This window comes from Cellulosilyticum sp. WCF-2 (genome assembly GCF_003990395.1).
Classification (GTDB): domain Bacteria; phylum Bacillota; class Clostridia; order Lachnospirales; family Cellulosilyticaceae; genus Cellulosilyticum; species Cellulosilyticum lentocellum.
This window is the reverse complement of sequence record NZ_CP034675.1, coordinates 2155402-2169146: the sequence shown is the minus strand read 5'-3', so window position 1 is coordinate 2169146 and position 13745 is coordinate 2155402. Positions and strand designations below refer to the sequence as shown.

The following is a 13745-nucleotide window of genomic DNA, read 5'->3' as shown; positions in this document are numbered from 1 at the left end:
CTACTTTCTTCCTTTCTGCTGATCTACCCATTTCCAAAAATCATCTTTTTTTATCCTCAAGGCCGAACCCACTTTTATTGACGGAAATCCCTTGGAATTAAAAATGTTATATACTTGTGCCTGGCTTGCAAATCCCATAGCCACTATATCTTTCACACAATAAAATTCCTTTTCAATTACATTATTCATAAAATTGCCCCCTTATATTGACTTGGTAGGCTTCATATGTTATTCTCAATTTGCGAAGATTAAGAATTTATATGAAGCCTTTAATTGATACCTTGGTATTATTTAAAGGCCTTATTTTTTGCCCTTTTAGATCTTTCTTCTTGTTTACCTTTCATTACTCCATAGTGATAACAATCGATCATAAGAGCAATTAATCCACCTCTTCTTAATTCAGTCTGTATATGTTCATTATTTTTAATTTGTTTCAAATCATCCAACACGTCATCATTTGGAGTAATTTGCATATCTAATATCTTATAATTAATCATTAAACACCTCTCCTTTCTATAAATCCCATTCTTTTTTTAACTTACTTTATTTATTTGATAACTACATGAAAGCTATTCTATTATTTGACCTTCAACAATAACATAATCATCTAAAACCTTTTCTATAATGTCATGTACATCCTTGCATTGCTCTATGTTATTTAAGTAATTATTTACATCTAATGAACCATTGTCATTTAATAACTGGATTATCTTATAAATAAGCGTATCTCTCTTCACTACTTATTCCCCCTAACTACTCTTACTGACCTTTCAATATCTGCTATCTTAGCATTAGATCCATAAATACTGAGTAAAGTATCAAACCATGTTTTAAGCTGCTTATTACTACCTTTAAATCTCATTTTCTCACCCCTTATATAAGTTTTAAGTTTAGTATATTTTTTATTCACATCTATATGTCTTTATATACATATATGTCTAAAAAAATAACTTTCCCTATTTTAAGAGAAAAACAAATACTGAACACTATATCCTAACCTGTTTGATATGTCTCTCATCAATTTAAGACTAGGATTTTTGGCCTTATTATTTTCTAGCTGTCCTAAGTAATTTTGGGATATTCCTAAATCTTTTGCCAAGTCTTTTTGTTTTAATCCTATTTCTATTCTTGCTATCTTAATTTTAGTTCCCATTCCATCACACTCCTTTTAATATTTTGTTGATTTAATTATATATATTAAATATTTTGTTGATTTAATTATATCAACATTTTTGCAAATTGCAATATTAAAATCATCATTTTGTTGTTTTTTTAAAAAAATAGTTTATACTATACTTAATTACATTTAATAAGGAGTGAAAATAATGAATAAGTTTTATTCTGTTTTAAAAGAGCTTAGAGAAGAACATTCGTATACACAATCTGCACTCGCCGACTTACTTACAAAAAAAGGAATTAAAACATCAACGCAAAATATTTCATATTGGGAAAATGGGAGAGAACCAAATTTTGATACTTTGATTGCATTAGGAGAAATATTTGATGTTTCATTAGATTACTTATTAGGAGTATCTAAATTCAAAAATTATAAAACTAAAAGCAAATTGGAAGAAGCATGTAAAAATGATAGCTATTTATTAGATTGTGCAATGGTATTATATAAATTTGAAAATTTGTTTTCAAACGATGAGATTGGTAAACATATGCTTGATAAAGTAAACTGTAATGTAATGTATATTTACTTGTATTACAATGATCTATATCAAGATTTAATTAATATGGTTGATAGGCTGAAATCCTGTACTGATGATGAAGAAATTAATATTGTTACAGATACAACTGCATTTAATAAATCAAAAGAAAGTCTATCAAATTTAGTTTATAATTTGCATAATGCACATATCTTTACAAGTTCTATATTTAGTGATCTTATGTTAAATTCAGACCTTGTATCTTCAAATAACACTATAATAAAATAAAAAATATATAAGCATCCACCTTGAAAGGATAGTGATGATTAATGCCAAACATTCATAAAAGGAAAGACGGCTACTATTATGTTCGTATACCTATTGGAAAAGATGAGGATGGGAAACATCAATATGACATTATCTTTGACAAGAAGAAAACTGTATTAGAAGAAAAATTAAAGGACTACGAAAAGAATAAGGGAATAAACGGTGAAAGGTTAGACAAAACCCCTTTTACACTTTCAGAATGGACTTATAGGCATTTATTTAATTCAGTTCATGCCAATGTGTCAGCTAGTACCTTCAACGGATATATGAGCCTGTATGAAACGCATATAAAGGACTCTGATATTGGCAATATGAAAATAAAAGATATTAAGCCTATGGATCTACAAAACTTCTTAAATAATCTAAAATCAAAAGGTAAACATACAGAAGGTGAACAACTTGCTGCTTCAAGTGTACGAAAACTAAAGTTTGTTTTAAGCAATACGTTTAAATCAGCCATGATAAATAATTTAGTTGCTCATAACCCTATGGATTATATAAAACTTCCTAAGAATACAAAAAAAGAAAAAACTCGAACTGCTCTTACTGTAAAGGAACAATCTGCATATATTAAGGCTTGTAGTAGTGAACTATATGAATTTCTATATATTCTTGCTCTATTTACTGGGATGAGGATGGGTGAATTAATAGGACTAAAATGGGAATATGTTGATCTTAAGAGAAAAGTAATTACAATATCTGAAACCATTAAATATACTACTGTCTATGACTCTGAAGGTCATTCACATAAAGAGCATGTCAAAAAAGCTCCAAAGAGTGAAAAAGGCAAACGTGAGATTCCTATTCCTAAATCTCTACTAACTAAATTCAAAGAGTTGCAGCTTAAAACAACTGGTGACTATGTATTTAGCACCTCAAACGGTACACCTTTAAATCAAGGCAATATTAACCGTGGCCATACTGCCATATGTAAACGTGCTGGTATCTCTCACATTCCTTTTCACTCATTGAGGCATACCTATGCTACTAGGCTTCTTGAAGCTGGTGAGAACTTCAAAACACTTCAGGAATTATTGGGGCATGCTGATATTAGTACAACTATGAATATATATGCTCATGTACTAGAGAAAACAAAAAAGAATACTGCTGATAAATTAGATAAATTATTTTCTAAAATGCTATAGCCTTCAATACTTGTAGGCTATTTTTTTATGTACAATTTCTGTACAAATTTTGTACAAAAACCTATGAAAAAGCCTATTTTTTAATATAAATATTGGAAATTATAGAAACAAAAAAAGAGGACTAAATAGTCCTCTAACCCTTGTAAATCCTATATTTATAGTAAAGCTGGAAGGGGGACTCGAACCCCCGACTTACTCATTACGAATGAGTTACTCTACCAACTGAGTTATGCCAGCTTGACACTTGTTTACTTTATCATATTTCAGACAAATAATCAATATTTTATAGCTTATTTTATGTAATATAAAATCATTTGCATTATTATATTTTTTCTTCTTATCTCATATAACTAGTAATAAGAAAGGATGTGAGCAAATGGATAAAGTCCTACCCTATAATGCTACTGCTGCTATTGCTTATGCTAAAAGATGGAGCTTACTTCGTAATCCTATGTATTTAGACTTTACCCAGCTAGGAGGAGATTGCACTAATTTTATTTCTCAATGTCTATACGCAGGAAGTCATATTATGAACTATACCCCTATTACAGGATGGTATTACAGAAACGCTAATGATCGTTCAGCTTCTTGGACTGGCGTAAATTTCCTACATAAATTCTTAACCACTAATAAAGGATCTGGCCCTTTTGGTAGAGATGTTACGCTAAATGAAATTGTTCCTGGTGATGTCATTCAATTTGGTAATGATATCAATGGCTATCACCATTCCTTATTAGTATTAGAAACACCCCCTGATCCTACCTATGATCAAATTTTAATCTCTACTCATAGTTATGATGCTATTAATAGACCTCTTTCTTCTTATGAGTTCACTAAGATACGCTTCATCCATATTGAAGGCGTTAGAGCCTAATAAAATGCCTACCCATACTTTATAATATGAGTAGGCATTTTATTATTGTTTTATTAGTTGTTTAAAAAAGCCTCAAATCTCGCTCTTACAGCTTCTTCTCCAATGATTTGCATAATAGTATATAAATCTGGTGTATTTGTTCTATGGCTAATAGCACTTCTTACAGCACCTGCTACATCTGATACCATTCCTTTGAAGGCTGTTGGATCTTTTTTGAAAGCTTTACGATCTGCTGTATAACCAAGACTAATAGCGTGTTCTTTTAATTCATTGAACCAAGTCTCTTGGTCTGTATTAAAGTTATAAACTTCTTTATAAGAAGATATGATTTCTTTAGCTGTTTCTAAAGTCATATTTTTTGGTAATTCTACTTCAGTTTCAGCATTAAATAGCTCATCGTAGAAGTAACAAATCTTTTCTTTAACTTCTGACCATTTACCAAAGTCTTTACGTGGTTTTGGTCCTTCTTTATCGATGTTAAAGATTTCTTTTGACATGGCTTCATGTTTTGTCACTAAGTCGTACATTGCCTTGTCATATTCTTTTGCCCACTCTGTATAGAGGTTGTATACTTCTTCAGCTGGCATCTTAGAAATCACATCTTTGCTCACATCATTTAATTTAACAAGGTCGAAAAGTGCTCCACTTTTACTCATTTTATCAAGAGCTACTGGATAGTCATGATAATCAGCCGTTGGATTTTCCATTCTCCATTCTTCAAAGGCAGAGTTAATAATATTTAATAAATATTCTACTACTGAGGCTTTTGGATAACCTTCTTCTTTATAATAGCTTACAGCACTTTCTGGATCTTTACGTTTTGAAAGTTTACGTTTAGAATCACCATCTAATTTCATAACATTTGGAATATGTGCATACTCTGGTCTTTCAAATCCAAGTACGTCAAATAATTGAACGTGAATTGGAAGTGATGATAACCATTCTTCTCCACGAATAACGCTTGTTGTTCCCATTAAATGATCATCGATTGCATGAGCAAAATGATAGGTTGGAAGACCATCTGCTTTAATAATAACGATATCTTGTATATTTTCTGGGAAAGAGGTTTCCCCTTTAATAAGGTCTACAAAGTTCACACGGTTTTCTGCATTACCAGGTGATTTAAGACGAATAATATACTGCTCACCAGCTTTGATTTTTTCCATAGCTACTTCTGGTGATAAGTCTCTATAGATTGCATATTCACCATAGCAACCTGGGGTTAATTTAGCAGCCACTTGTTTGTCACGCATAGCTTCTAACTCTTCTGAAGTCATAAAACATGGATAAGCTAAGCCTTTTATGATTAAGTCTTTTGCAAAAGTTTTATAAATCTCTGCTCTTTCACTTTGGCGATAAGGACCATAGTTACCTTTTGAAGTTGTTTCACCAGTCATTCCTTCATCAAAATCCATACCGAAGTTATGCATGGTTGCAATAGTATCTTCTATAGCCCCTTGTACTTCCCTTTTTTGATCTGTATCTTCTACTCTTAAATAGAAAACCCCGCCACTTTGCACTGCAATTCTTTCACTAACAAGGGCAGCAAATACACCACCAATGTGCTGAAACCCTGTTGGACTCGGTGCATAACGTGTTACCTTTGCACCTTCTTTAAGTATTCTTTTTGGATAAGCTTTTAAATAATCTTCTGGTGTTTTAGTTACATCAGGGAAAATTAATTCAGCTAATTGTTGTAAACTCATGATTTCACCTTACCTTTTTGTCATTTTTATATTGCAAGGAGTCTTTTCATTGGATGAAGCTCATTGGATTATAAGTGTTCATCACCTATTTTAACATGACAAGAAAGTGGACTTATACCCACTTTCCCTTGCTTTCGTTATTTATTCTTTCTTCAATTATACCTATCTCTAGGAACCTTGTAAAGCATTCCTAGTATTCTGTCCTAGCACTAGAATAACGCATTTTTCTTTTTAAAATAATAAACTCTTATTTTAGAATAAGAGTTTTTAGCTTTTCTCTTCATTATTCAACTTCATAATGCTTTGCTTTACTAAGTGACTTTTTGGCTCTAGGTTTTCTTTTTGCTTCTGATAGCTTAGCTCGCTTTTCAAGCTTTTTTGCCTGAGACGTCTTTTTAGTGATATAAGTTCCTTTTTTCTTTTCTTTTGGCTTCTTAGGCATAACGACTCTATCACTATAAATAGCTCTTAATCGTTTACCACCTTCTTTAGCTGCTGGTTTCTTCTCTGATACTTGAATAGGCTTTACACGTTCTAATACAAATTTAAGCTTCTCATCTTGGCAGATTTGCCTAATATGAGCTACCGTATCTTTTAAATCACTATCTTTATCTTTTTTCATATAGGTTTCGTTTTTAATAGCAGATAATACCATACCAATGTATCTAAAATCTAGACGATTACGCATTTCTTCTTCAATATGTGATTCGATAAAGCTTTTTTCTAGTAGCTCATAAACCTTTATCTGGTCTTCCCACAACTTTTTATTATAGGTATGAAGTGTAGAACTTGGGTTTTGTACATAGTGATAGTAAACACCTTGTTCAATAGCTACACTCTGACATTTTAAAAGTGTTTGTACCATAAATACTAAGTCTTCCATAATACTAACACCTGGTGCAAACCTTAATTGGTTGGTATCTAAAAATTCCTTTTTAAATAAACCACGCCATACACACCCCATCACACAAACATAAGTAGGCATTAAATCTGGCATACCCACCATATTATTTACCAATTTTTCAATAATGACTTTATCTTCTAATACTTCATCTTTAAAAGAAAATACTTTAGGTGAACTTTTCTTTTTAGTATCTTTGAAATAATTACATAGGCATACAGGACTATCCCACTTTTTTATCTGCTTGTATAGCTTTTCATACATTGTAGGTTCTACCCAATCATCTGGGTCAATAAAACCAACATAAGTACCTGTAGCTGCTTCTAATCCTGTATTTCTAGCAATAGATACACCTTCATTAACTTTATCAATCACAACAATACGCCTATCTTTTTTAGCATATGCCTCACAAATGGCTAAACTATTGTCTTTTGACCCATCATTAACTAATATAATCTCTAGATGGGGATAGGTTTGATTAATTAGGCTTTCTATACTTCTAGATAAATACTTCTCTATATTATATATAGGTACGATAATACTAATGACTTCCACTACTGTCATACCTCACTTTTTATTCTTTTTTTATTTTTAGTATATCCATTATTTCATTGAATTTTTCAAGCTTATTTCATTTATTACTTTCGAGGAAGATAGATGAATACTATCACCTAGGCTTCTAGCTTCGTTAACATCATGTGTTACACAAATAACTGTACGCCTATCTATTTCTACTTCTTTTAAAATAGCTTCATATAATTTTTCCTTTAATGCCTCATCTAAACCTTTAAAAGGTTCATCTAGTAAAAGGATTTCACTTTCATAAACTAAGGCTCTTCCTAAAGCAATTCGCCTTCTCATTCCCCCGCTAAGCTTGTCAATAGGATAATCTCTATAGGGTTCTAATTGTAAAATCTTTAATAAACATTCTATCTTTTCTTCAATCTTTTGCTTATTATACTTTGTTTTTAGAACATATGCAATGTTCTGCCATACATTTAACCAAGGCATCAGCCGGTCTTCTTGAAACATATAAGCTATTCGCTTGTTTTCTAATCCTATTATCTCACCACTATCATATGGTTCAAGCCCTGCTAATATTCTTAATAGTGTTGTCTTGCCACATCCAGATGGCCCTAGTATGCTGGTAACTTGAGCTTCTTTAATGGAAAGATTAAGATGATTGTACACACTTTGTTCCTTATAACTTTTACAAAGTCCAATAATTTCAATCATACTTGTCTCCTTTCTTTAAATAGAAGGTCAACTATGTATTCACAAAACTGACTAAGTAAAATAATAACAATAATCCATGCAAATACTTCTGTAGTCTCTAAGTAAATTTTGGCATCTAAAAGCTCGTATCCCATTGCATATTTAGGAATTGCTAAAACTTCTGCTGCAATCACTACCTTAAAAGCCATACCTACTACCAGTTGCATGGCCGTCCTTAAATAGGGTCTTAGCTGAGGTAAAACACATTCTTTTATATAATAAAAAGCTTTTACTTCATAAACCTTACTAAGCTCCTTAAGCTCCTGACTTAATTCTAAAAGCCCATTTAAAATATTGGTATAAATCAAAGGATAACACATTAAAAAGCATACAAAAATAGGTACTTCTTCTGACTTAAACCAAAGCAATGCTAAGATAATAATAGCCATTACAGGTGTAGACTTCATAAAGTTTACCATGGGGTTAATAAAAGTTCTAAAAAACAAACTTTTATAAGCCAGATAGGCACTTACTATTCCTAAAATAAGTGAACTACCAATCCCCATAAATACTCTATAAAAAGTACCCGCTATTTGTAAATAAAACACGGTTGTAGTTAACATTTCTAATAGCTTGGTAAAAGTATGCATTGGTGAAGGAATCAATACCTCTTTATCAATACATAAATAAGCTATTTGCCAAAGCACTAACCAAATGCTATAAATCAATGTTTTTTTTAGCTTATTTATTATAATAGAAGGCTTCATCTGGTAAAGTTCCTCCTATAGCCTTTGGATTAAGCGCTTCTAACACTTTATAAAATGTCTCTAGATGTATCTTTGCGGTTTCTCCTTGCTCTAAAACAATATGGCAATTGGGAATAGCTTTAATTGCTATTTCTTTCTTAGCAATAATACCGTACTTTTCCATAAGCGCAGCTGCTTCTTCACTTTTTTCGTTAACGAAGTTAACAGAAGCCTCATAGTCCTTTAAAAAGCTTGATAATGCTTCTTCATCTTCTTTCACCAACGTATTTTGTGCTAAGATAACACCCATTGGTAAAGTGCTTCCTTCTTTCTCTTGCCATGCTTCATTCAAATCTACTGCTACCTGCAACGAAGCTTGTTTAGTTGTAGCAATCGTTACATGAGGCTCTGGTAAAATTGCAATTGTTCCTTCTTCCGCTACTAGCTTTGTAACAACATCTGTATGATTCGTTAAATAGTCAATAGTCACATCCTGGTCTGGATCTAAACCCGCTGACTTAAGTAGCTGTGTAAGGACATATTCAGGTGTGCCACCTTTTCCACTAGCTATGATCGTTTTTCCTTTTAAATCTTCTAAATTATTAATACTATTGCCGTTCTCTACTATGTAAAGTACACCTTGTGTATTAATGCCTACTAAACTCACTGTTTTTTGCGTTTTATTATAAAGTACTGCTCCCATATTAGAAGGGACACAAGCTAAATCTACTTCTCCACTTACAACTTTTCCTACAATTTCATCTGGACTTTGATAAAGTGTTACTTCATATTGTTCCTTATCCTCTAAAAGTTGTACCATCCCCATACCTGTTGGTCCATTTAAGGCTGCTACCTTAAGTACTTTTGTTTGCTCTGCAGACTGATTACAGCCAACGCCTAAGGCCAAAGTCATAACACCTACGATTAAACTGCTGATTATCTTTTTCATTTTCAATCTGAATCCTCCTTTGGAAGCTTTATACATCAAACAAATAAATTTTCCATTTATATTTTTTTATAATTAGTACAAACTATATTATAGCGAAAATTTCATTTAAAAGGGGAGAAAAAATTGAAAAAGTTAAATTTTTTCCTAATAATAGGTCTATGCGTGATTCAACTTTTTTCGGTACCTACCATGGCTTCACATTCCATTTCTCAATATGTAATTGACCATGAAGTTACTAAGTCTACTGGAGAAGAATCACAAAGCAAAATCGAACTTTCCGAAGAAGAACTCAAAGCTACTTTTCAGGCCATTGTCAGTGATATTGTAAAAAACCGTAATCAATGCATCCAAAATCTAGATGCAGAAAGCTTAAAAGCTTCCTATAACCTGAAAATCAAGGTAAGCCTTTGGGCTTACGAAAGTGAAGCACAAAAAATTAAATATTTTAAAAACTGGTGTGATAAACAAGCTGTTAAATTTGATCATATTGAATCTGTAGTAAAAGTACGTAAGGTTAAAGAAAAGGAAAAAGACCTTTATGGTATTCTTTGCTTTAATTCTACAGCTTTTACCTATAGCTATTTAGATACGCCTGATGTCCCTAATACCTTTTATCTAGGAACATCCCACTATATTAATTTAAAAAAGGATGGTGATCATTATATCATTACCAAGGAATGGTACACTGATCCATTTGCCGATTCCTTAAATCTTAACACCCTTAAAACAGATGAGATAAGAAATTATATTTTAAATCATACAGCTCCTGATTACTTACCTGATGAACGTACGCAAAAAGCTATTGATTATGCTCATAAATATTGTGGTGTAGGACCTCATCCAGAGTATTTATTTAAATACAATAAAGCTTATAAGAACTTCAATCCTGATGGTGGTGATTGTGCTAACTTTGCTTCTCAAATCTTATATGAAGGTGGAGGCTTTAGAAAAAATGGCACCTGGAATTATGATAACCGCGATGGTACAAAGGCTTGGGTGAATGCACAAGGCTTTAAAAATTATATTATATGCAGTGGGCGTGGCGGCTATTTAGCTAGAGGCACTTATCAAGAGATTTATAAAGAAGCCTATAAGCTTCGACCTGGTGATTTTGTCGCTTACGAAAAGAAGGGGAAAATCACCCATATTTCTACTATTACTGGGCTTGACTCTAAGGGTTATCCACTTGTAACCTGCCATAATACAGATAGACTATTGGTGCCTTATGACTTAGGTTGGAGTAACAAGGGCATTCGCTTTCATTTAATTAATGTTTATTATTAACTTACTTTAATTATTTCCTTTCCTTTTTCACTCAATATTTTAGGGAGGAGCAACCACTTAGATTGCTTCTCCCTATTTTATAAATACCTTTCTCCATATGTTATCTAACATACTGAACTTACTGCGTGGTTACTCCTGTATCAGCAGAAGTTGTTTTCTCATAAGCTTCAATAGCAGTAACAACGGCCTTCATAAGCTTCGTCTGATAAGCTTTATCTGCTAACATACGATCTTCATTCCAGTTACTCATAAAACCCATTTCAAATATCACAACAGGTACTCTAGACCAGTTGAAACCTGTCATATCACTTCTTTCAAAAATACCATTCACTTTGACACCAGCATTTTGTAAGGCTGTTTTTAAATGCTCCGCATATGCCTTACTAGCCGGATGAATACCTACTGTATACTTACCTGTTTTAGAAGGTACTAACAAAACAGCACCTGACTTACCACTGTTTCCAATACTATCACAGTGAAGCCGAATTGTCATGTTAGCCTTAGCATTATTAGCAACTTGAGCTCTTTCAGCGTTACTAATATTGACTTCATTGGTTTCTCTTGTCATCACTACGGCATAACCCTTTTCCTCTAGTAAACTCTTTAAAATAAGTCCTGCTTCTAAATTAACAGCATACTCTGATTTCTTAGTGGCAACACCACTTGTTCCAGAGGAAACCCTTGCTTTTCTACTACCTGAACCTGGAGCAATAGGTTCACTTTTAGAATCACCCTTTGCTTGATGTCCTGGGTCAATGCACACTACAAAGGGCTCCTTTGCAAATACTACCCTTACTTGTGCTAAAAGCATGATAACTGCTAGTACTAAGCATATGCCTTGAGTAAAACGCTTTGAAACTGATTTTCTCATGCTATAATAAACCTCCTAGATGTCTTTTTTCATCTTAGTTATATGTTTATTTTTGGATTTTTACTCTTATAACGTAAAAAAGGTCACTTATTAAGTAACCTTTTATCTTCTATAATCTAGATTTTATCCTTTTTAAAATAAGCTTTGCACTATGTAATAAATCATAGGAATAAATAATGCTGGCAAGAAGTTAGCTACTTTAATCTTTGTAATTTGCAAAAGATTTAATCCTAATGCCACAATAACTACACTTCCTATAGCCCCAATATTGGTAATTTGTACTTCTGTTAAAACATTACCTAAAAAACTTGCTGCAATAGTAATTGCCCCTTGATAAAGTAGAACTGCTATTGCTGAAAAAGTTACACCTATTCCCATGGAAGAAGCATAAATAATAGAAGTAATACCATCTAGCATGGACTTTACAAAAAGCATCTCGTGGTTGCCCTCTAACCCACTTTGAATGGCACCTACAATTGCCATGGAACCAATGCAAAATAGTAAACTAGCTGAAACAAAGCCTTCTGCTATACTACCGCCCTTATTGAGCTTTTTAAAACGTGCCTCTATTTTTTCTCCTAGTCTATTAAGAGCTTTTTCTAAATTAATAGCCTCACCTATAATGACACCAATAATTAAAGATATAATCAGTAGCAATGTATCTGTACTTTTTAAGCTTCCTGATATGCCTATGTATAAAACACTTAAACCTAAAGCTTTCATAATGGCATCATCAAAACGTTTCGAAATGCCACCTTTCAAAAATAAGCCGACTATACTTCCTGCTAAAATAGCAACTGTATTAACAATAGTCCCTAACATGATAACTCCCTTTCTTCAATAAAAATAATAGATGTATTGTACCACTTATGAGAGGCAAATACATCTATTGTTTCTTACATTTCAGACAAAACACTTTTTAAAATAGCTATAGCTTCATCTACATGTGCTTTTTCTATAATAAGTGGTGGTACAAAACGAACAACCTTTTCCCCAGCACCAACTACTAACATGCCTTTATCCATACATTTCTTCTCTACCTCTAAAGCTGGCAGAGTCAATTCCATACCTAACATCATACCGAATCCTCTTACTTCTTTTATACAGTCAAACTCTTTTTGGAGTTTAAGAAGTTCTCCTTTAAGGTATGCCCCCACTTCTTTCACATGGTCCAGTAAATGATTAACTGTAAGTTCTTTTAAAACCACCTTAGCAGCTGCTGTCACCAGTGGGTTCCCTCCAAAGGTAGAAGCATGATCTCCTGGAACCAGTACATCTGCTTTACTGGTACATGCCATAGCACCAATAGGAACACCAGCGCCAAGTCCTTTTGCCATGGTTACTATATCTGGATGAATGCCAAATTGTTCAAAAGCAAATAAGGTGCCTGTTCGTCCGATGCCTGTTTGTACTTCATCTACAATTAGAAGTGCGTCATGAGCTTTACAAAGCGCTTCTACTGCTTGTAAGTAAGCAGGATCTCCGGGAATAATACCGCCTTCTCCTTGAATGACCTCTAAAATTACTGCACAAGTTTTATCACTCATAATGGCTTTTAAGCTATCAATATCATTATAATCTGCGTAGCTTACATTAGGTATAAGTGGCATAAAACTCTTTTGATACTTTTCTTGGCCTGTCACTGCTAAAGCACCATGGGTTCTACCATGAAAAGATTTCTTCATAGCAATAATCTGTACTTTATCTTCACTTTTTAATTTACCATATTTTTTCGCTAGTTTTAAAGCTCCTTCATTGGCCTCAGCACCACTATTACAGAAGAAAACCTTATCAAAAGGTGAATTTTCTACTAAAAGCTTAGAAGCTTCTATTAAATTCTTTGTATAGTAATAATTAGAGACATGCATCATTTTTTCTACTTGCTCCTGTAATGCTGCAGTAAGCGTAGGATGTGCATATCCTAATGCATTAACAGCTATTCCTGCGTACATATCCAAATACTTTTTACCCTTTTCATCATATAAATAAACGCCTTCTCCATGTTCAAGTACTAATGGAAAACGTCCATAAGTATGCATGATATATTTTTCCCCTTCATTAACCAGTTGTTCCAT

At 32.8% G+C, this 13745-nt stretch carries 17 protein-coding genes and 1 tRNA gene; 4 read left to right on the top strand and 14 right to left on the bottom strand.

Annotated features, from left to right (window positions below; genetic code table 11):
* The 5 genes from EKH84_RS09620 to EKH84_RS09610 all read right to left on the bottom strand — a co-directional run bounded on the left by EKH84_RS09620 (window position 1) and on the right by EKH84_RS09610 (window position 1153).
* Window positions 1–189 carry a helix-turn-helix domain-containing protein gene (locus tag EKH84_RS09620; protein ID WP_127066105.1) on the bottom strand — a complete coding sequence of 63 codons (189 nt, stop codon included), beginning with the start codon at window positions 187–189 and terminating at the stop codon, window positions 1–3.
* Window positions 190–287: 98 nt separating this feature from the next.
* Window positions 288–497 carry a hypothetical protein gene (locus EKH84_RS09615; protein WP_127066104.1) on the bottom strand — a complete coding sequence of 70 codons (210 nt, stop codon included), beginning with the start codon at window positions 495–497 and terminating at the stop codon, window positions 288–290.
* A gap of 72 nt (window positions 498–569) precedes the next feature.
* Entirely contained in the window at window positions 570–737 is a 168-nt protein-coding gene (locus tag EKH84_RS21985) for a hypothetical protein (protein ID WP_190283555.1), read from the bottom strand.
* The gene (locus EKH84_RS22635; RefSeq protein ID WP_256372391.1) at window positions 737–862 is read right to left on the bottom strand and encodes a hypothetical protein; all 126 of its coding nucleotides are present in this window, start codon (window positions 860–862) and stop codon (window positions 737–739) included. Before EKH84_RS22635 ends, EKH84_RS21985 begins: the two co-directional genes overlap by 1 nt.
* A 99-nt stretch (window positions 863–961) precedes the next feature.
* Window positions 962–1153, bottom strand: coding sequence for a helix-turn-helix transcriptional regulator (locus tag EKH84_RS09610; protein ID WP_127066103.1), 192 nt, complete (start codon window positions 1151–1153; stop codon window positions 962–964).
* Between the two features lie 172 nt (window positions 1154–1325).
* Here EKH84_RS09610 and EKH84_RS09605 point away from each other — a divergent pair, with 172 nt between their 5' ends.
* Both EKH84_RS09605 and EKH84_RS09600 read left to right on the top strand, forming a co-directional pair.
* Window positions 1326–1940: a helix-turn-helix domain-containing protein gene (locus EKH84_RS09605; protein ID WP_127066102.1), complete on the top strand. Its 615-nt coding sequence runs from the start codon at window positions 1326–1328 to the stop codon at window positions 1938–1940.
* A 41-nt stretch (window positions 1941–1981) separates the two neighbouring features.
* Window positions 1982–3124: a tyrosine-type recombinase/integrase gene (locus tag EKH84_RS09600; RefSeq protein ID WP_127066101.1), complete on the top strand. Its 1143-nt coding sequence runs from the start codon at window positions 1982–1984 to the stop codon at window positions 3122–3124.
* A 164-nt stretch (window positions 3125–3288) separates the two neighbouring features.
* Here the strand turns inward: EKH84_RS09600 and EKH84_RS09595 are convergent.
* Window positions 3289–3361 (bottom strand) — tRNA-Thr (locus EKH84_RS09595).
* Between the two features lie 139 nt (window positions 3362–3500).
* Here EKH84_RS09595 and EKH84_RS09590 point away from each other — a divergent pair.
* The gene (locus EKH84_RS09590; RefSeq protein WP_127066100.1) at window positions 3501–3998 is read left to right on the top strand and encodes an amidase domain-containing protein; all 498 of its coding nucleotides are present in this window, start codon (window positions 3501–3503) and stop codon (window positions 3996–3998) included.
* Window positions 3999–4051: 53 nt separating this feature from the next.
* On the opposite strand, the gene gltX is transcribed toward EKH84_RS09590, so the two are convergent.
* The 5 genes from gltX to EKH84_RS09565 all read right to left on the bottom strand — a co-directional run bounded on the left by gltX (window position 4052) and on the right by EKH84_RS09565 (window position 9515).
* Entirely contained in the window at window positions 4052–5704 is a 1653-nt protein-coding gene (gene gltX / locus EKH84_RS09585; protein ID WP_127066099.1) for a glutamate--tRNA ligase, read from the bottom strand.
* Window positions 5705–5987: 283 nt separating this feature from the next.
* The gene (locus EKH84_RS09580; RefSeq protein WP_127066098.1) at window positions 5988–7169 is read right to left on the bottom strand and encodes a glycosyltransferase; all 1182 of its coding nucleotides are present in this window, start codon (window positions 7167–7169) and stop codon (window positions 5988–5990) included.
* A gap of 39 nt (window positions 7170–7208) precedes the next feature.
* Window positions 7209–7841 carry an ABC transporter ATP-binding protein gene (locus EKH84_RS09575; protein ID WP_127066097.1) on the bottom strand — a complete coding sequence of 211 codons (633 nt, stop codon included), beginning with the start codon at window positions 7839–7841 and terminating at the stop codon, window positions 7209–7211.
* Window positions 7838–8587 carry an ABC transporter permease gene (locus EKH84_RS09570; RefSeq protein WP_127066096.1) on the bottom strand — a complete coding sequence of 250 codons (750 nt, stop codon included), beginning with the start codon at window positions 8585–8587 and terminating at the stop codon, window positions 7838–7840. The genes EKH84_RS09575 and EKH84_RS09570 overlap by 4 nt, the downstream gene beginning before the upstream one ends.
* Window positions 8562–9515, bottom strand: a complete 954-nt coding sequence (locus tag EKH84_RS09565; protein WP_041713522.1) for an ABC transporter substrate-binding protein — start codon at window positions 9513–9515, stop codon at window positions 8562–8564. The genes EKH84_RS09570 and EKH84_RS09565 overlap by 26 nt, the downstream gene beginning before the upstream one ends.
* 123 nt (window positions 9516–9638) lie before the next feature.
* Between EKH84_RS09565 and EKH84_RS09560 the strand changes: the two genes are divergently transcribed.
* On the top strand, window positions 9639–10799 hold the full coding sequence (locus tag EKH84_RS09560; protein ID WP_127066095.1) for an amidase domain-containing protein: 1161 nt from the start codon (window positions 9639–9641) through the stop codon (window positions 10797–10799).
* 118 nt (window positions 10800–10917) lie between these two features.
* On the opposite strand, the gene EKH84_RS09555 is transcribed toward EKH84_RS09560, so the two are convergent.
* From EKH84_RS09555 to EKH84_RS09545, 3 genes are all read right to left on the bottom strand, one after another.
* Entirely contained in the window at window positions 10918–11670 is a 753-nt protein-coding gene (locus EKH84_RS09555) for an N-acetylmuramoyl-L-alanine amidase (protein ID WP_127066094.1), read from the bottom strand.
* 132 nt (window positions 11671–11802) lie between these two features.
* Window positions 11803–12492 (bottom strand): DUF554 domain-containing protein, encoded by a 690-nt coding sequence (locus EKH84_RS09550; protein WP_127066093.1) that lies wholly within the window; start codon window positions 12490–12492, stop codon window positions 11803–11805.
* 74 nt (window positions 12493–12566) lie between these two features.
* Complete coding sequence (locus EKH84_RS09545; RefSeq protein ID WP_127066092.1) at window positions 12567–13745, bottom strand: acetylornithine transaminase; 1179 nt, start codon at window positions 13743–13745, stop codon at window positions 12567–12569.